Origin of the sequence: Halomonas sp. CnH100-B, from assembly GCF_024124605.1 — a bacterium.
In the GTDB taxonomy this organism is placed as follows: domain Bacteria; phylum Pseudomonadota; class Gammaproteobacteria; order Pseudomonadales; family Halomonadaceae; genus Vreelandella.
In genome coordinates this window covers 86,921-104,994 of the sequence record NZ_JAMXRX010000002.1, presented here as the reverse complement: position 1 = coordinate 104,994, position 18,074 = coordinate 86,921, and the positions used below count along the sequence as shown (strand labels likewise).

Below are 18,074 nucleotides of genomic sequence, written 5' to 3'. Positions count from 1 at the left end.
TCAATCGCGCGTCGTCAAGCGCTGAGTTCGTCTCCGCCTGGTAGCCATCACGGCCACTACCGCGATGCAAAGGGCAACGGCAACACCCGCCCACACAACATGGGAAAGGCCGCTTAATTGCTCAAAAAGGGGCGCAAGGGCCTGACCAAACATATAACCGAGCGTGACCCAGGCGGCCGACCAGAGCAACGCCGAAATAGCATTGAGCAGGATAAATCGTGGCCAAGGATAATCGGTCGTGCCAATCGTCACCGCACCGGCCATGCGTAGCCCATAAAGGAAGCGCAAGGAGAACGCGAAAACGTCCGGGTGGGCGTTGAATGTGGTCACTACACGCCCACCCGCTGCGCTACCCTGCACCGAACGAACGATAGCGCTATTGCGCCCCCCATGCCCAAGCAGGAAGAACACTTGATCCGCCACGAAAGAACCCAACGCCAGGGCGATGATCGCGGGCCAAACGCCGATTAGGTGCTGATGAGACATGATACCGCCCAGCATCGCGATGCCTTCGCCCTCCAAGCTCGCCCCCACGAACAAGCCGAAGCTGCCATAATTCGTTACCAAATGCTCAAGCGTCATTTGCGTTCATCCATAAAGTTACCCCGGAACCGTGGGCGGCACGTAAACGCCATTTTTATAGCGATTCGGGATGATGCGGAGGGTTGAATAGGGCTTTTTAGCGGCAGGCAGCTTATTCGATCTGCGAGTGGCGCGACGTCGGTGGTAACTTAGATAAACTACTTTCCCCGGCACTTTAAAGAAGATGACTGTAAGCCGGCCTAGCCGGCTTACGCTAACCATGACCAGCCAGAAAACTAAGGGAAGTCCCACACATGAGAACAGATACAGGCCTGAGAGTGGTATTACCTTTTCCTCCCTACGTTGTACCGTTCAATTTCTGCCAAATACTGTAAATATCCGGATCTATACGCCTCCTATCGTTACCTCGCACAATTCGGGAAAGATCTTTTGCTTCTAAACCCTTAAAAAAACCAATTACATCGGTTGTTCGCCTCTTGCCATTATTAGAGGAGCCATAGGCCGCCGCAATTCTCGTAGCGTCCACTCGCTCCAAGCCGAGCCCCATAACAAGTTGCAATGCGTCAAAGTTAGGGACCCCCTCAGCAGCCAGAACTGATAAATCCCTAACGCCACCATGAACTTTGATTCTTCGACGCTTTGCCTCATAGGCTAGTAATTCAGCTACACCATATAGCGCCCAAGGCAGCAAGTATTGAACCTTTGAATAAATCATGCGGACTAGCTCGCCAAGATTCTTATTCTTCTGACGGTCTCGTATTGATGTGAGCGGTTGCCCTTCGATCCAGATGCATGAAACGAACGAGGTCACCCCGCCAAGTTTTTCCCCTTCAAATTCTGACATAAATTTTGACACCGGCCCTAACAGATATCCAAGGGTGTCAAACTTGTAAATATGGCCACCAACCACTATTTGACCAAATTTTTCGAGACGCCAATCTTCAAGCGTCATCAACCACTCGTGAAGCTCTGCCTGGGCTTCAAGTGACCAGCCAATACGGGCCGCAATGTTCATTAATTCAGCATCAGAAGAGAACGCGGCCTGTATAACTTTCTTCTGTTGCAAACTAAAGCGATCAGCAAATTCTTTGACATCCAAACTCATCTGATTAGATGCAAGCATACTAGTGGATATCTCAGCAGCATTTTCCGAGTTTAGCTTCACAAGCCCCGCAACACTTGCATGCGTATAACTAACGCGAACGAGATTTACTAGACCGCGAATTCTTTTGGCAAGAGCTGTATTTTTGCCATCAATCTTTATACTGCCAAGCTTGATGTCTTCAAGAGTAGATTCTTGAATTTTTTCCAAATCGACGGCGTCTTTAAGCTCGGTTAAAGCGACCCCCAAAGCTGACTTAACCGGAGGTATAGAGTCCAGATTAGTCCCAAGGTAATTTCGTAACGTAAAACCCTGCAGTTTATGCTCATAGCTTGCGGGCTCGAAAAGAATGCAGTGCCCCTCAGAGTCAACCCCGAATCTCCCAGCTCGACCTGCGATATTCCAAAGGGAGCGCGGAGTGATCTGGTAGCTTTTTGAAACTAGAGATTCAACAATTACCGTTGCGAATGGGAAGTTAACACCTTCAGCCAAAGTTGTAGTAGCACATACAATATCCACCTTCCTTGCGGATATTATATCTTCTAGAGATATACGCACGCTCGGTGGAAGCTGAGCATGATGATAGGCCACCTTACTTCTAATGTGATTTCTTAATAAAGACTCTGGGTATAACTCTCTTTCAATTTTGGCATCTAATCGCTCAACATCTTCCCCAACATTTACCTCGCCACCACTCATAAACTCAGATCTCATTTCAAAAATGCATTGAGAGAGTTCCTCACAAATTTTCACTGTTGTACAAAGTACCAAGACAACCCCTGAGGCCGAAAGGTTTATTGCCAAGCTAGCAAGTCTAGAGAGACGGTTATCGCTATCAGTTATTGCTAAAGGTGTTGGTTCTAAACCTTCAAACTTTAAAACTCCTTCACCAGACACGACATCAAAACTTCCCAATCTCAGACGATTGGTTCTCCAGTCCACCTTCACTGATGATGAACTCTCGCCAATATCAAGCCAAGAGACTAATTCTGATATATTTGGAGTTACAGCGGAGAGCTGAATAATTCTTGCACTCAGAGGCACTAACTGCCTAATTCGCCACAAATAAAACTCTAATAGAATACCCCTGGAACCCTGCTCAATATGATGAGCTTCATCAACCAAAACAAGAGCCACATTTTTTACGAACTCTTGATCCACTCTAAGCAGCAGATCAGCCCTTTCTGGAGTAAAGACCAGAACCTGCACATCCGACTCATCAGGAGAGGCCAATTGCTCATGGACTGTCAGATGAGCACCCAACTCTCTGACATTTATACTTATCTGGCCAAGTGAATCCGCCAAATCTCTAGAAACCTGATGGACGAGCGCGCGGCTAGGGGAAATGTACACAACCTTCTTGTCTGGTTGCGACTTAATAACAGAGGCAATCAGTACTTTTGCTAACGAGGTTTTTCCTGTCCCGGTCGGTGCAGCCAGGCCATAGCTAATAACATTGTCTGCTAGAAGACCTCCCTCAACGGCCTGTTTTTGAACTGGCCAAAATTCAAGGGGCACACCTAATGCGCTGATTTGAGAGCGATCTAGGACTGAATGGTTTTCTAAGATAGAAAGGCTGGAATACTCACGCCTTTGATCCAATGCTTTGGAAATTGCGATGAAATCATCACCGGAGAGGTCTAATCTATAGGTGCCAGCCTGGCCACTAAATTCTCTAAATATAGAGGCTGCTTGATCAGGCCTTGCATTCTTAAACTGGAGATTCCTACTTTGCTGAAAAAGCGCTTCTGCTATTGCTTTGTGTACCAGCTTATTAATGTCTTCTGGCACCTCAGCCTCTGGCATTGAGACCTTATGTTGAGCAGGAGGAGAATCCGACGTCTTTTTTAAATTCCCCCAGTAACTTTCTCTACGCCGCAAGAAAAAGTCTTGTACGCGATTATCGAACGCGGAGTCTTTGGCAACTTTTGCTGAAGCACCGGGCAATCCCGCCAAATCATATAATAAAGCGGCCTTTAAAAGGTGTTTTCCCTGAGCTCTTGAGTCTGACTTTTTTGCAGACTGAATCCCAAATCCCGCCTCGATATCACCAGCCGCTATACATAAGTCTCGCTCTAATCCAGTTTTAGAATTGCTCCATTCCGGAGCACTTGCTAAAACAGCCTGGCTGAATCGCAGAAGATTTCGCTTCGATAGAGCGTGATCACTATTCTTGCTAGGCTTTCCCAGTCTCTCACTCAAGATTTCGCGCTGGAGTTCAGAGTAACCGGAAACAAACCATTCTGCTTCCATACAAGTGCTGAGTTCATCTGCTTCAAACATAACGTTAGTTTCCCGCGATAGCATCCATAACAGTCTTTCCATAGTGATACGACTCGCGAGCAAGCGCAGCCAAGTCATCTACAACAATTGCTGAAAAATCAAAAGGATGTGAAATGGATGAACTCAAAATAAAATCATCATCCCCGCTACGCACTGTCGATGAGTTAACTACCGCGACACCAAGAAATGAACATTTCATCGGTCCCGGAGGAATTAAGTCTTTCTTAATCTGGCGCGCCTCTTTTTCGGAAAATGATGCGGTCAGATTATCTCTAATCTTTGCAAAATCAAATCGCTCGTCCTCTTTAGAGTATTCGTCTATCGACTGCAGCATTTGCTTGAGAATTCCATGCCTATGCCCAGAGAAACTAGATTTTTCCGTTGGAAGTATGCTGCTTTTTGCCTCCACTAATAAATATTCAAAATCAACTCCATCTGTTTTAACAAAAAAACCGTCCATCTTATGAACGTTAGTATTTTCAGATGAAGTCAAGGTAAGTTTACTGTATAACCGCCTGTATCCGAGAACCTCTTCTAGATATACAGATGACAGTATCTCTCCACAATGACTATTCTGAAATTTTGGCGTGGTAGGAGCCTGGGCAAACAGCGACCATACCATCTCCAAAGCGTCATGCTCTGCACCGAAGTCTTCACCAATTTTCTCAGGAGAACGGTAATGATAGGGTAATTTTCCGCCTATATACCTTGATAGCTTTCTACCATCGTAATCAGGCTTTAAAAAAGTACGCCACCCCGATCTCACCTTTTGTATAGTCAAGCTTGAGGATTTAATATCCACAGTACCATCGACATATAGCTTTAGATCAATTGGCAAAACACTCTCCTTGTTGTCACTGATCGCCCCCAGCGATAATAGGCCGTTTGTAGCAGCAAGATTAGGTGAAACTCATGGCCTTTATAACACTTTGATACAAATTTAGCATAAGAGCAAATAAGGACTGCCCGCGATATCGAAAGGTCTCATCTCAGATACTACCCTTTCCGACAGCAAAGCGGCTCACCACTGGGTTACCAGGCACAAAAGCCTGCCAGCACTTACAGCTTCACCACAGCCATTCAACGATGGTCACCTATGAAGTACCCCCTTCGGATCAGGATATATCAATCAAAACGACTCACCCATCTTCTAACATAATCAAGGGTTTCTTTGGAAACATCTTTATTACCTCTAGCCTTTATTTCACTAATAGAGTATTTTTTATCAATTTTTTTCAACTCTAAAGTTGCCCTTTCAGGATAAAGGACAGAAAATAAAACTGAAACTCCAGCATTCGCTTTTTCCACATACGTAGCAGCACAATGCCGCATCAGTCGAGCCTCTTTAATCAACTCATTGGCCGATGATATCCATATTATATTATCGTTCTTCGGAAGGTAACATTCAGGGAAAAGCAAGTCTGGCTCGTACAACTCTCTTGATTTATTTAACTTAACAACCCATACATCATGAAGTCTTTTAAGATCAGACTCTTTTTCACACTTAACAACTAAGCTTTCTGCATTTTTAAAATTTAAAGACTTTCCCAAACTCACAGTATCTTCTGCAAGTTTGTATAAGTCACTTATTGACTGCAGACTCCGACATAGACCCACTCTATTCCTCTCAAAAAAATCTTTCAAAAATAGGGCCCCAGAAACCAATTCACGCTTATCGCTTACATATATAGCTTGTACAGGGATACTATCCCAGTGCCTGAATTTTCCGATTAACTCAGGCTTAACCAAAGCATCTTTAATAACTTCTAGTTCAAATCTGTCACCGTCAATCAATAATATTTTTCTCAGAAAATTCACAGCTCCAGGAGAAGTTTCGCCTGCGACTAACTTAATTATATTTTGGCGCTTCATGCCCAAAAATCTTACAATATCACTATTTTTCGTTTCAAAATAACAAAAGAAATCTACAAGAAGCCAAAGTAGAACTTTATTGGAAAAAAGCATCTGTAAGGCTCTATGACTGGTTATACATGATTTTATAAGCCCCACCTGCATCACTTTAAAAGCTAATAACTCTCTTTTAACAGCGGGTTCTAAAGCAGCAAAATCATTATACAAATTGAAAGCAAAATCGCTACTGCCATCCTCATAAAAAACCATAACCCCCGGATCAAAAAAGGAATATTCCTCTCCATGAGATCTCCCTCTAACTAACACGTCATTATCAGAAAACTCAATAGAAAAACTAACCTCCAAATGAGGCGAATAATCTACTACTATCTTCCCAGACATATCATCACCTACATCCTTCAATAGCTTCTCTAAGTTTTGATATTAGCTCATTTAACTCTCTTTCTTGTTCAACTGTAAAAACTGTTGAAAAATTATCTCTCGTAATTTCCAGTTCCAACAACCTTGACTTAGCCAAAACCATACTGACTTCATTGAGGTTATCAACTGCCTCTCTACCATCTTTAGCAAGTTTTCCTAACTCGATTTCAACAAACCCTAGTTTCGCTTTTCCTGATTCTCCACTAACTAATCTATCAACGATTTTCAAAATCGCCTGCCTCAATAGAAAAACTGAGATAACTACTACTGCAGGCCATGAAAATAAAGCTTTCAAAATCCTTTCAACAACTTCAAAAAAATCAGAAACCGTCATCATCAAAACTCATATAAAATTATCTTCTAAAATTTAAGCCTAGCTTAACTCAAGCTCACAAATTATAAACCACAAGTTAAAAAACCTCACCCCCTCCCTTCTTTCTTTATGAAAACGCTTTCTTTTAGAACAATTAGAAACCATGCTTATCAAATTTATTACTCAACTAGAAAGCAACTAAAGTGTAAAAAACCAAAAAGTGGGTAGAAAACAAAATTTTCTATGCCCCGATTCACTGTCACACCTGCAACCGCTATCTCTCCTAAGAGAGATCAAAATTAACCTTATATAGACAATATTATCAACAAAAAAAGCCTGCCGATGAAGGCAGGCTTCCATTTGAAACGGGTAATGCGGCTGAGCTAGGCAGCTCTCATCCGCTCCCCTAGGCAATCACTCCCACTCAATCGTAGCAGGCGGCTTACTGCTCACATCATAAGTCACCCGCGAAACGCCTTCCAACTCGTTGATAATGCGGTTGGAGACCTTCTCCAGCAGCTCGTAGGGCAGGTGCGCCCAGCGGGCGGTCATGAAGTCGATGGTTTCGACCGCGCGGAGCGCGATGACCCATTCGTAGCGGCGGCCGTCGCCGACGACGCCTACCGATTTCACCGGCAGGAACACGGCGAAGGCTTGGCTGGTTTTTTCGTACCAACCGGCGGCGCGCAGTTCTTCGATGTAGATGGCATCCGCGTCGCGCAGAATGTCGGCGTACTCTTTCTTCACTTCACCGAGAATCCGCACGCCCAGGCCGGGGCCGGGGAACGGGTGGCGGTAGACCATATCGTAGGGCAGGCCGAGTTCTAGGCCGAGTTTGCGCACTTCGTCTTTGAACAGTTCGCGCAGCGGCTCGACGAGCTTGAGCTTCATGGTTTCCGGCAGGCCACCCACGTTGTGGTGGGATTTGATCACGTGCGCTTTGCCGGTTTTCGAGGCGGCGGATTCAATCACGTCCGGGTAGATGGTGCCCTGGGCCAGGAACTCCACGCCTTCAATTTTGCTGGCTTCTTCATCGAACACGTCGATAAAGGTGTTGCCGATGATTTTGCGCTTGGCTTCCGGGTCTTTCTCGCCTTCCAGCTTGCTGAGGAACAGCTCTTCAGCGTCTACACGAATCACCTTCACGCCCATGTGCTTGGCGAAGGTTTCCATCACTTGGTCGCCTTCGTTCTTACGTAGCAGGCCGTTATCCACGAACACGCAGGTGAGCTGGTCGCCAATCGCTTTGTGCAGCAGCGCGGCCACTACGGAAGAGTCGACACCGCCGGAAAGGCCCAGCAGTACGTGGCGGTCGCCTACTTGCTCGCGTACGCGCTGTACTTGGTCTTCGATGATTTGCGCGGGCGTCCACAGCTTTTCGGCTTTACAGATATCCAGCACGAAGTGCTCAAGAATCCGCTGGCCTTGCAGGGTGTGGGTCACTTCGGGGTGGAACTGTACGCCGTAGAATTGCTTCTCTTCCCAGGCCATGGCCGCAATCGGGCAGCTCGGGGTAGAGGCGGTCACGGTGAAGGTGTCGGGGGCTTTGGCGACTTTATCGCCGTGGCTCATCCATACATCCAGCAGCGCGTTGCCGGTGGCGGCGTCTACGTGGTCTTTGATGTCTTTGAACAGCGCGGTCTCGGCGTCGATTTGAATCTGGGCGTAGCCAAACTCACGCTGGTTAGAGCCTTCTACCTTGCCGCCCAGCTGCTCGGCCATGGTTTGCATGCCGTAGCAGATACCAAATACCGGCAGGCCCATTTCGAACACGCACTGCGGGGCGCGGGGGGAATCCAGCTCGGTGACGGATTCCGGGCCACCGGCCAGGATGATGCCGTTGGGGTTGTATTCGCGAATCTCTTCTTCGGTGATATCGAAGGCGCGGATTTCGGAGAATACGCCGATTTCGCGAACCCGGCGGGCGATCAGCTGGGTGTACTGGGAGCCGAAGTCGAGAATCAGGATCTTATGGGCGTGAATGTCACTCATGGCGGAGCCTCTATAACGCGGAACGGGCCGCATTGGCTAAAAAGCAAGCGGCGGGGCAATGCCCGCCGCCGTGTAACTTAATGCGCTGGTTAGCTCACCCGGTAGTTGGGGGCTTCTTTGGTGATCTGCACGTCGTGAACGTGGGACTCGTTAAAGCCAGCGCCGGTGATTTGTACGAATTCCGGCTTGGTGCGCATTTCTTGAATATCGCGGCAGCCGGTGTAACCCATGGAGGCGCGCAGGCCGCCCATCAGCTGGTGGACGATGGCGCCCATCATGCCTTTATAGGGCACGCGACCTTCGATGCCTTCCGGTACCAGTTTTTCGGCACCGGCATCTTTGTCTTGGAAGTAGCGGTCGGCGCTGCCTTGGTTCTGGGACATTGCGCCCATGGAACCCATGCCGCGATAGGCTTTGTAGGTACGGCCTTGGTAAAGCTCCACTTCACCCGGCGCTTCTTCGGTACCGGCCAGCAGGCCACCGACCATCACGGCGCTGGCGCCAGCGGCAATGGCTTTGGCTAGGTCGCCAGAGAAGCGTACGCCACCATCGGCAATCAGCGGAATGTCGAACTCTTTCAGCGCTTCGGCCACGTTGGAAACGGCGGTGATTTGCGGTACTCCTACGCCTGCCACGATGCGGGTGGTGCAGATGGAGCCGGGGCCGATGCCCACTTTCACGGCATCTGCGCCTGCTTCGGCCAGCGCTTTGGCAGCGGCGGCGGTGGCGATATTGCCGCCAATCACTTGAATCTCGGGGAAGTTCTCTTTGATCCAACGAACGCGGTCAATCACGCCCTGGGAGTGGCCGTGGGCGGTATCGACGATGATCACGTCAACGCCTGCTTCGGCTAGTGCGGCTACGCGGTCCGGGGTTTCCGGGCCGGTGCCGACCGCTGCGCCTACTAGCAGGCGGCCGTCGCTATCTTTAGCGGCCATCGGGTAAGTGCGGGCTTTTTCGATGTCTTGGAAAGTCACCAGGCCACGCAGGTGGAAGGCGTCATCGACGATCAGCATTTTCTCGATGCGGTGTTCGCGCATTTTGGCTTTGCTGACTTCGAGTTCGGTGCCTTCCGGTACGGTGACCAGACGCTCGCGGGGGGTCATGATATCGGCCACGCTGTCGCCGTGGTTCGGCTGGAAGCGCATGTCACGCTCGGTGACGATGCCGACCAGGGTTTCACCTTCCACCACCGGAAAGCCGGAGAAGCCGTATTCGCGGGCCATGGCCAGCAGGTCTTCCAGCTTGGCTTTGGGGCTCACGGTGACCGGGTCTTTGACGATGACGCTTTCGTGCTTCTTCACCTTACGCACTTCAGCGGCCTGTTGCGCCATGGTCATGTTCTTATGGATGATACCGATGCCGCCTTCCTGAGCCATCGCAATCGCTAGACGCGCTTCGGTGACAGTGTCCATTGCAGCGGAAAGCAGGGGAATATTCAGGAAGAGATTGCGGGTCAGGCGGGTTTTGAGGCTGACATCCTTTGGCAGAACGTCGGAGAAGCCGGGAACGAGGAGTACGTCATCGAACGTAAGCGCTTCTTGGGCCATACGTAGCATAGCGGCAACACCCATTGAGAAGTGGGAAGATGGGGCGTGAAAAGTTAATCGCCTATTATAACGTTTTGAGGGCCGCCCCAGCAATGCAGAGACGCGGTTGGGCTTATACCAATTGCTAATGACGCTGGAGGCGCTGCGGGAATAAGCGCCGCTGGGAAGGCTCACGCACCTCGTTTGAGGTATCGTGTCATCCACGAAATGATCACCAAGGCCAACGATGGAACCGACAAGCACATCACCCACTCCCAAAGCGCTCTCCGTGAGCCAACTCAACCAGCGCGCCAAGCAAACCCTGGAGCGCGACGTGGGGGAAGTGTGGGTAGAGGGCGAGCTTTCTAACGTGTCTCGCCCGGCCTCGGGGCATATCTATTTCACTTTAAAAGACGACCGGGCGCAGATTCGCTGTGCGCTGTTCCGTCAGCGAGCGCGCTTTGTGGCCGCTCCCATGCGCGATGGCGACCAAGTGAAGCTGCGCGGGAGGGTCTCGCTGTTCGAGCCACGGGGCGATTACCAGCTCATTGCTGAAGCGGTGCAGGCCGCTGGCCTCGGCGAGCTGCTGGCGGCTTTTGAGCGTTTGAAAGCGCAGCTGGAAGGCGAAGGCGTGTTCGCCAATACGCGCCCCCTGCCCTTTCCACCGCGCAAGATTTTGATTTTAAGCTCCGCCACCGGGGCGGCCATTCGCGATGTGCTGGCCGTATTGGCCGCCCGCTGGCCGCTGGCGGACGTGACGCTGATTCCCGTACCGGTTCAGGGCGCTGACGCCGCCCCGGCGATGATCTCGGCGCTGGGCCTGCTCAACCGGCAGGCGCGGCTAGACCCCGAGCACGATGTGGTGCTGATCACCCGTGGCGGCGGCAGCCTGGAAGATCTCTGGGCGTTTAATAACGAACACTTGGCGCGAGCGATTTTTCACTCCCGGCTGCCGGTGATGTCAGCGGTGGGCCACGAGGTGGATGTCACCCTGGCGGACTTTGCCGCCGATATGCGCGCCCCGACTCCGTCCGCCGCCGCCGAGCGCCTAGTGCCGGACCAACACGCCCTCAAGCGCCAGCTCGCTCAAGCGGAGCAGCGTTTGCAACGAAGCATGCAGGCGCGGTTAGAGCGCGATAGCCAGCGGCTAGATACTCTGCGCGCCCGCCTTCGCCATCCCGGCGAACAGCTCGCCCGCCAGCGCCAGCACCTCACTACGCTGCAGCAGCGCCTTACCCGCGCCATGCAGCAAACGCTCGCCCAGCAAAAAGCCCAAACGGCCCAGCTCACCCGACGCCTCGCCAGCCAAGATATGGCACGGCTACACCGCGCCGAAAGCGAGCGTATCAGCAGCCTACAGCGCCGCTTGGCCAGCGCCATGCAGCGCCTGTTAGAAACGCGGCAAGCACGCCTGCACAGCGCCGCCCGCGAGCTGAACGCCGTCAGCCCGCTGGCCGTACTCGGCCGCGGCTACGCCATTGCCCAAGATGCCCAAGGCCAAGTCATCCGCCGCGCCGACGACACCCAACCCGGCCAACGGCTCAAACTGCGCCTGGGCGAAGGTCGCCTCAACGTTGAAGTAAAACGGCGCTACAAGAAGTAGCGCCGTGGCTTGGTTGATGAGAGAAACGGGGAATGAGCAGGTGTCACCGCTATGGCAGCGGCGGTTTGCGCGTTTCCGAGGTTGACGTGGTGGTAGTCGCCCCTGGGGTCGTGGGGTGGACGCTGCCGGGGGTGGCGCCATTAGTCCCTGCGCCCTGGGTGTTGCCCGACGGCGTGCTGGAGCCCGCTAACCCCGGCTCGTTATGCTGGGTGGGGTTATCATCCTCTTTATGACCCTGTTCGCGCTGTTCATGGGCGTGCTGTTTAACCGATTCCGCTTTGTCGTGAATCGCGTGCTGCGCTTTATCCACTTCCGCCTCGCCCATTTTGGTCGCTTGATCCATGGCTTGGTTGCGGTACTCGCCCAGGGTTTCATTCTCTTTGCGCGTGGTGGCACTCAGGCTGGCAAGCGCCGCCCCCAGTGCAAACCCTAGTGCGCCGACCACCAACGGGTGCTCTTGAATGAAGTCCGAAGAGCGGTCGCTGGCGTGGTGGGCGCGCTCTTTCATGTGATCGACGCGGTGTTGTGTGCCCTGCTGGGCGTGAGACATGGAATCGTGCATACGACCTCCCCATTGGTGCGCTTTTTCGCCGACTTGTTGTGCCGCCCCGTGAGCACTGTGGCCCACATGCCGAACGCGATCTTTGATGCCCGTGCCAGTCGCGTCGCTGCGCGGGTCGTGCTGCCCGGCGCTGGCGCGGGGCGGGGTTACCACCTCATCCGGCGGTGTTGGCGTTGGGTGTACATCGGTGGCATGGCCGTGGGCGTGGCGATGCCGATCAGGACCATTCGATTGGCGCAGCATCAGCCAGCCCAACCCTGCGCCAGTGAGCAGCGTGGGCACGGGGTTTTGCTTCACCGTCGTGCCCAAATTGGCAAAGAACTCGTTGGCACCGCCGTGGCGCAGGTAGTCATAGGTGGTGTGCAGCCACTGTTCGGGCGAAAAGCGCTCTTCGATTTGGTGCAGCGTGGCATCCAGCCGCTCGCGGGATTGGTGAATCTCTTGTTCGATCTCGTCCGGTTCACGCTGTGCCTGGCTGTGTGAAGTATCGCGCTCGCTCATTTCACCTCCTCCTTGACGTGCTGCTGATGCTGCTTGGCCAGCGTTTTGTCACTGCGCAGGCTATTCATAGTGCGGTTCGGCATCAGCCCCTGGGCACGCACTTTTTTCAGCCCCGCTTTGAGCATGACTACGCCCACCAGCGTGACCACGACCCCGACGACCACGGCTGCCAGCCACGGGCGCGTTTCCGGTGGCAGCACGCCGTTCAATAGCATGACCAGCGCTGCCAGCAGCGTGAGAAACCCGCCCAACAGCACCGCGCCTGCCGTGGCAACGGCTCCCACGCCTGCCATCGCTTGATGGGTTTTTTCCGACATTTCGGCTTTGGCGAGTGCCGCCTCGCCGCGCACCAGCGCGGTCACTTCGTTGAGTAACGTGGATAGCAGCGTGCCTACCGAGCTGCTTTTTTGGCTCTCTGATTCCATTCTTGGTCTCCCGCTTCCTGCATGACGTGTGATGTAAGCGCGTGGTGAACACCTGGTTAAAGCGTTTGGTCGGGAACCGACGTTTCGGAGGACGCGGCGGGCGCAGGGGCTTTATCGGGGGAGCTGCGCAGAAAGCGCGTGACCAAAAAGCCCGCGGCAATGGCGCCACCAATGAACATGGCAGGCTCACGGCGGCCGTAATCCTCGGCAGCGCGGCACAGGCTGTGAAGGTCTTTATCCCGCATGCGTTGCGAAAAGCGCTCGGTGTGGTCCGCCAGTTTTCGGGCCTGTTCCGAGCAGAAGGGTTGCTGCTGGCGGTCAAACTCATCCGCCGCGTTCTTGAGCACCGTGCCTAAGGTATGGGTGTGCTGGGCGGCGGTGTCTCGCTGGCGCTCGAACGTACTTTCGGCCTGTTCGCGGGCGGCCTCTTTGATGTCATCGGCACTCTGCTGACCTTTTTGCTTCAGTGTTTCGTGGTCAGGGTGATGACCGGTGTGATGGTCCGTGGCGTCGTGATGGGGTCCTTGATCGTTCATGGTGACGTTCTCCGTGTCAGTGAAACCTCACCAGAACTATAGCGAGCCTGGGGCCCCTTTCCATGTCCACACCGCCGAATTAACCCAGCGCATGCTGGGCCGCAACAAAGGTTAAGAAGGTGGCGATCGCCAGCCATATCGCTGACGGTGCCCATAAAAAAGGCGCTGTTGACAGCGCCTGTTCGGTAGCGGGTATGGGCTTACTTTTTCTCCGACTCGTCATCGCTATCCGGATTGACGTGGTGCGTGTCGGGCATGGGGTTCGCATCGTCGTGATGGTCGTCGCGCTGGTCTTTCTTCTGGTCGTCTTTATCCGGAGACATAGTCCCTCCTACTCCTTGGTGGTCGAGAAAGTGGCTGTCTACACATAGCTAGGGACAGGCCTCCCTCACTATAGCTGCTGGCAGGTTGATTGCCATGCAGCGCGGCAATCCACTCATCGTCAGCACAGCGACAAGAAACGCTCAAAAAATAATAAAAATCATACCTTTAGCGACAAAACCCACTCTGTAGCGCCGTAGATGAGCTGTTTAAATAGCCTTTATTAATTCTGACTATGCCAGCCGCCGCTGGCGCTGTGTCATTTGCCCTTCCCTTCGCCTTTGGTCTACGTTGAAAGCTCCCCGCTGGCAGCCAGCCGCCCTGGAGACGGGTGGCCCTGCCGGCAGATCGAAGCGATTCGTGCAAGCAAAGGAGTGACCGCACATGAGCGAACAGCAGCAGCCCCCACAGCACCAGAACAAGCAACCCGGCGATGAGCACGTCATGCGCCCGGAGCCGGAGTACATTCGCGAGAGCTATCGCGGCACTGACAAACTGCTGGATAAAGTGGCGATCATTACCGGCGGCGACAGCGGCATTGGCCGCGCCGTGGCCGTCCACTATGCCCGTGAAGGCGCGGATAGCGTGATCGTGCATCTCAAAGAGACCCAGGATGCCGAGGAAACCAAACGGCTAGTGGAGGCGGAAGGACGCCGCTGTCTGGTGCTGAAAGGCGATGTGGCCGCGCCCAGTTTCTGCCGGGAGATCGTCAGCCGTACCCGGCAGGAGTTTGGCAAGATCAACATCGTGATCAATAACGCCGCCGAGCAGTACGACTGGGACGACATTACCGAGATCCCCGACGACCAGCTCATGCGTACCTTTCAAACCAATATCTTCAGCCACTTTTACCTGACCAAAGCGGCGCTGCCCCACCTGAGCGAGGGCGATACGATCATTGCCACTTCGTCCATCAATGCGTTCAAGGGCAACGACACGCTGATCGATTATACCGCCACCAAAGGCGCTATTCAGGGCTTGGTGCGTTCGCTGGCGATGTCGCTGATGGACCGAGGCATTCGCGTCAACGCCGTGGCCCCCGGCCCCATCTGGACGCCGCTGATTCCGGCCAGCTTCGAGGACGATAAAGTAGCGGAATTTGGTAACCAAGTGCCGATGAAACGCCCCGGCCAACCCAGCGAAATCGGCCCGGCCTACGTCTACTTGGCCAGCGAGGAGTCGTCTTACATGAGCGGCCAAACCATGCACTTGAACGGCGGCGTGATACTCAATACTTGAGCAGCGTTCCGGGGCGGCGTAGCCGCCCCGGCCACTCACCACTCACCATTCACCTTTTTCCACTCACTTTCATCCCGCCAGATTTTTCACCAGCACCTTAGATTTACGGGCGTGGTTATACGCTTCGCGCTTCAACGGCGGCAGGTCTTCTAGGCTTGCCGGGCGGAAGCCGCGCTCGACGAACCAGTGGGCCGTGTGGGTGGTGAGCACGAACATGTCGGACAGCCCACGCTGGCGTGCCCGGCGCTCCTGGGCCTCCACCAGCCGTTCGCCACGTTCGCCGCCCCGGTAGTTGCCATGAACGGCGACACAGGCCAGCTCGCCCACGGTGGTGTCGGGGAAGACGTGGAGCGCCGCGCAGCCGATCACCATGCCGTCCCGTTCGATCACCATGTAATCGTCGATCTCGTGTTCGAGTCGTTCGCGGGAGCGCGCCACCAGCATGCCGCGCCGCTCTAACGGCTCCAGCAGCTCCAGCAGGCCCGCTACGTCGTTCAGAGTGGCGGGGCGCAGCTGCTCGTAGCGGTGCTGGGTAATCATGGTGCCCACGCCGTCACGGGTGAACAGCTCGCCCAGCAGCGCGTCGTGATTACGCCACGAGAGCAAGTGAGTACGTGCGACGCCTTCGCGGGCGGCGGTGCAGGCAGCACTTAAATGCCGCGCCAATTCGCTGCCCGGCACGGCATGCTGCAGGCGTGGCTCGGCTTCAAAGGGAGACAGCTGGCGCAGTAGCGCACCCTGCTCGTCCTCCAGCCCTTCTGATTCGCCCAGCAAAATCAGCTTATCGGCCTTTAGAGCCACGGCGGCGTGTTGGGCGACCTCCGAGGCATCTAAATCGAACACTTCACCCGTGCTGGAAAACCCCAGCGGCGGTAGCAGCACGAGCGAGCCTTTTTCCAGCAGCCCCTCGATGGCGCTGGCGCGCACCCGGCGCACTTCGCCGCTGTGGTCAAAATCCACCCCTTCGCGCACGCCCAGCGGCTTGGCGGTGACCAGGTTGCCGGAAATCACGCTGAGCTCAACGCCGTGCAGCGGCGTGCTGGGCAAGCCAAGAGAAAGCCGCGCTTCCAGCCATAGCCGCTGGTGCGCCGCGACCTGCTCGACGTGGGCCATCACGGCGCGATCCGCGACCCAGCGGCCATCCACTCGGGTGGGTTCGACACCGGCGGCCGTCAGCGCTTCATGCACCTGTGGGCGAATGCCGAACACCACGACCAAGCGGACCCCCAAGGTGTGTAGCAGCGCCAAGTCCTGAATGAGCTGCTCCCCTCGGCCAGAGGCCATGGCTTCGCCTTCGATCAGGATGACAAAGGTTCGTCCCCGGTGGGCATTGATGTACGGGGAAGCGTTACGAAACCAATCTACAAAGGGGAAACGAGTGTCCAAGGGCCGCTCTCCGGCAGCAGGTGAATGAAGATGTCGCTATTTACTTTAACAGAGCACCAAAAACAGCGGCACCTTCCGTTGCAAAGATCTTATGCAAAGACCGTTTGCGAGAAGGTGCCGCTGGGGAGGTGCCCGTTAGCCTTGGCCAACCGGGCACGATGACATCCGGTGATTAACCAAACATGCCTTTGAACATGAAGAAGAACAGAATGGCCAAGCCAGCCCCGGCGGGCAGCGTGATGAGCCAGGACATGGCGATGGTGCCAATCACGCGCAGGTTCAGCGCCGCCATCCCCCGCGCCAGCCCTACGCCCAGCACCGCGCCTACTAGGGTGTGCGTGGTCGAGATCGGCAGGCCGGTGCCCGAGGCCAGCACCACCGTGGTTGCCGCCGCCAGCGTGGCCGCGAAACCACGGCTCGGCGTGAGTTCGGTGATGCCGGTGCCAACCGTCGCGATGACTTTATGACCGTAAGTCACCAAGCCCACGACGATACCGCCGCCGCCCAGTACCAGGACCCACCAGGGCACCAGCGCCGACGCTTCGATTTCGCCGCCGGTTTGCACCACGCTGATCACTGCCGCCAGCGGGCCCACCGCGTTGGCCACGTCGTTAGACCCGTGCGCAAACGCCATGGCGCAGGCGGTGAAGATCATCAGCACGCCGAACACGCGCTCTACGTTGGCGTAACCAAAATGGTCGTTGGCGCTCTTTTCGAACTTGATGCGGCGCTGCATCAGCATGCCGATGCCCATGATCACCAGACCCAGCAGGATCGAGAGCAACAGGCTCTGGTTGAAGGTGAGGTCGAGCCCCACGTGGGAGAGGCCCTTGGTCAACGTCACCATGGCGACGATGAAACCGACCAGGAACACATAGCCCGGCACATAGCGTTTGGCGGCGGTGAACGGGTTGTCGTTCTCGAAAATCAGGTGGTGGACCGATTTGAACAGCACGAAACCGATGGTACCGGCGAGCAGCGGGGACACGACCCAGCTTGCGGCAATCTTGGTCACCGCGCTCCAATCCACGGTAGACGCGCCCAAGCCTGCCACCGCGAAGCCCACGATCGCCCCGACGATGGAGTGCGTGGTGGATACGGGCCAGCCTTTCATGGAAGCGACCAGCAGCCAGGTACCGGCGGCCAGCAGCGCAGCCAACATACCGTATACCAGTAGCTGCGGGTCTTCTTGAAGCAGTTCGGGGTCGATGATGCCTTTACGGATGGTGTTGGTGACTTCGCCACCCGCCAGCCAGGCACCCAAGAATTCAAAAATGACGGCAATCAGGATCGCCTGTTTGATGGTGATCGCTTTCGACCCCACCGAGGTTCCCATGGCGTTAGCGACATCGTTGGCACCTACGCCCCACGCCATGAAGAAGCCGAACAAACAGGCCAGAATGATAAAAATGTCACCGTGCTGGGCAATAATCTGCATGAGGTTCCC

15 protein-coding genes are annotated in these 18,074 nt (G+C 54.3%); 2 read left to right on the top strand and 13 right to left on the bottom strand.

What is annotated here, in order from left to right; genetic code table 11:
• The 7 genes from NH398_RS04030 to guaB all read right to left on the bottom strand — a co-directional run bounded on the left by NH398_RS04030 (position 1) and on the right by guaB (position 10,084).
• A complete protein-coding gene (locus NH398_RS04030) occupies positions 1–582 on the bottom strand; it encodes a DedA family protein (RefSeq protein ID WP_253016696.1) in 582 nt (193 codons plus the stop codon).
• Between the two features lie 298 nt (positions 583–880).
• Positions 881–3,928 (bottom strand): DEAD/DEAH box helicase, encoded by a 3,048-nt coding sequence (locus NH398_RS04025; RefSeq protein ID WP_253016694.1) that lies wholly within the window; start codon positions 3,926–3,928, stop codon positions 881–883.
• A gap of 4 nt (positions 3,929–3,932) precedes the next feature.
• Entirely contained in the window at positions 3,933–4,766 is an 834-nt protein-coding gene (locus NH398_RS04020) for a Hachiman antiphage defense system protein HamA (RefSeq protein WP_253016692.1), read from the bottom strand.
• A 287-nt stretch (positions 4,767–5,053) separates the two neighbouring features.
• Positions 5,054–6,181: a PcfJ domain-containing protein gene (locus tag NH398_RS04015; RefSeq protein ID WP_253016691.1), complete on the bottom strand. Its 1,128-nt coding sequence runs from the start codon at positions 6,179–6,181 to the stop codon at positions 5,054–5,056.
• Positions 6,182–6,185: 4 nt separating this feature from the next.
• Positions 6,186–6,557, bottom strand: coding sequence for a hypothetical protein (locus tag NH398_RS04010; protein WP_253016689.1), 372 nt, complete (start codon positions 6,555–6,557; stop codon positions 6,186–6,188).
• Positions 6,558–6,947: 390 nt separating this feature from the next.
• Entirely contained in the window at positions 6,948–8,525 is a 1,578-nt protein-coding gene (gene guaA, locus NH398_RS04005; RefSeq protein ID WP_044630771.1) for a glutamine-hydrolyzing GMP synthase, read from the bottom strand.
• Between the two features lie 89 nt (positions 8,526–8,614).
• On the bottom strand, positions 8,615–10,084 hold the full coding sequence (gene guaB / locus NH398_RS04000; protein ID WP_253016687.1) for an IMP dehydrogenase: 1,470 nt from the start codon (positions 10,082–10,084) through the stop codon (positions 8,615–8,617).
• 217 nt (positions 10,085–10,301) lie between these two features.
• Here guaB and xseA point away from each other — a divergent pair, with 217 nt between their 5' ends.
• On the top strand, positions 10,302–11,657 hold the full coding sequence (xseA, locus tag NH398_RS03995) for an exodeoxyribonuclease VII large subunit (RefSeq protein ID WP_253016685.1): 1,356 nt from the start codon (positions 10,302–10,304) through the stop codon (positions 11,655–11,657).
• Between the two features lie 49 nt (positions 11,658–11,706).
• On the opposite strand, the gene NH398_RS03990 is transcribed toward xseA, so the two are convergent.
• The 4 genes from NH398_RS03990 to NH398_RS16710 form a co-directional block, all read right to left on the bottom strand.
• The gene (locus NH398_RS03990) at positions 11,707–12,720 is read right to left on the bottom strand and encodes a DUF3618 domain-containing protein (protein WP_253016683.1); all 1,014 of its coding nucleotides are present in this window, start codon (positions 12,718–12,720) and stop codon (positions 11,707–11,709) included.
• Entirely contained in the window at positions 12,717–13,145 is a 429-nt protein-coding gene (locus NH398_RS03985; protein ID WP_253016681.1) for a phage holin family protein, read from the bottom strand. Before NH398_RS03985 ends, NH398_RS03990 begins: the two co-directional genes overlap by 4 nt.
• 56 nt (positions 13,146–13,201) lie before the next feature.
• Positions 13,202–13,681 (bottom strand): hypothetical protein, encoded by a 480-nt coding sequence (locus NH398_RS03980; RefSeq protein ID WP_253016679.1) that lies wholly within the window; start codon positions 13,679–13,681, stop codon positions 13,202–13,204.
• Positions 13,682–13,881: 200 nt separating this feature from the next.
• Positions 13,882–14,004: a hypothetical protein gene (locus tag NH398_RS16710; RefSeq protein ID WP_285262795.1), complete on the bottom strand. Its 123-nt coding sequence runs from the start codon at positions 14,002–14,004 to the stop codon at positions 13,882–13,884.
• 382 nt (positions 14,005–14,386) lie between these two features.
• On the opposite strand from NH398_RS16710, the gene NH398_RS03975 reads away from it, so the two are divergent.
• Positions 14,387–15,241 carry an SDR family oxidoreductase gene (locus tag NH398_RS03975; RefSeq protein ID WP_253016677.1) on the top strand — a complete coding sequence of 285 codons (855 nt, stop codon included), beginning with the start codon at positions 14,387–14,389 and terminating at the stop codon, positions 15,239–15,241.
• A 69-nt stretch (positions 15,242–15,310) separates the two neighbouring features.
• On the opposite strand, the gene argA is transcribed toward NH398_RS03975, so the two are convergent.
• Positions 15,311–16,627 carry an amino-acid N-acetyltransferase gene (argA, locus tag NH398_RS03970; protein ID WP_159341270.1) on the bottom strand — a complete coding sequence of 439 codons (1,317 nt, stop codon included), beginning with the start codon at positions 16,625–16,627 and terminating at the stop codon, positions 15,311–15,313.
• A gap of 172 nt (positions 16,628–16,799) precedes the next feature.
• Positions 16,800–18,065, bottom strand: a complete 1,266-nt coding sequence (locus NH398_RS03965; protein WP_159341269.1) for an inorganic phosphate transporter — start codon at positions 18,063–18,065, stop codon at positions 16,800–16,802.
• Positions 18,066–18,074: the final 9 nt, after the last annotated feature.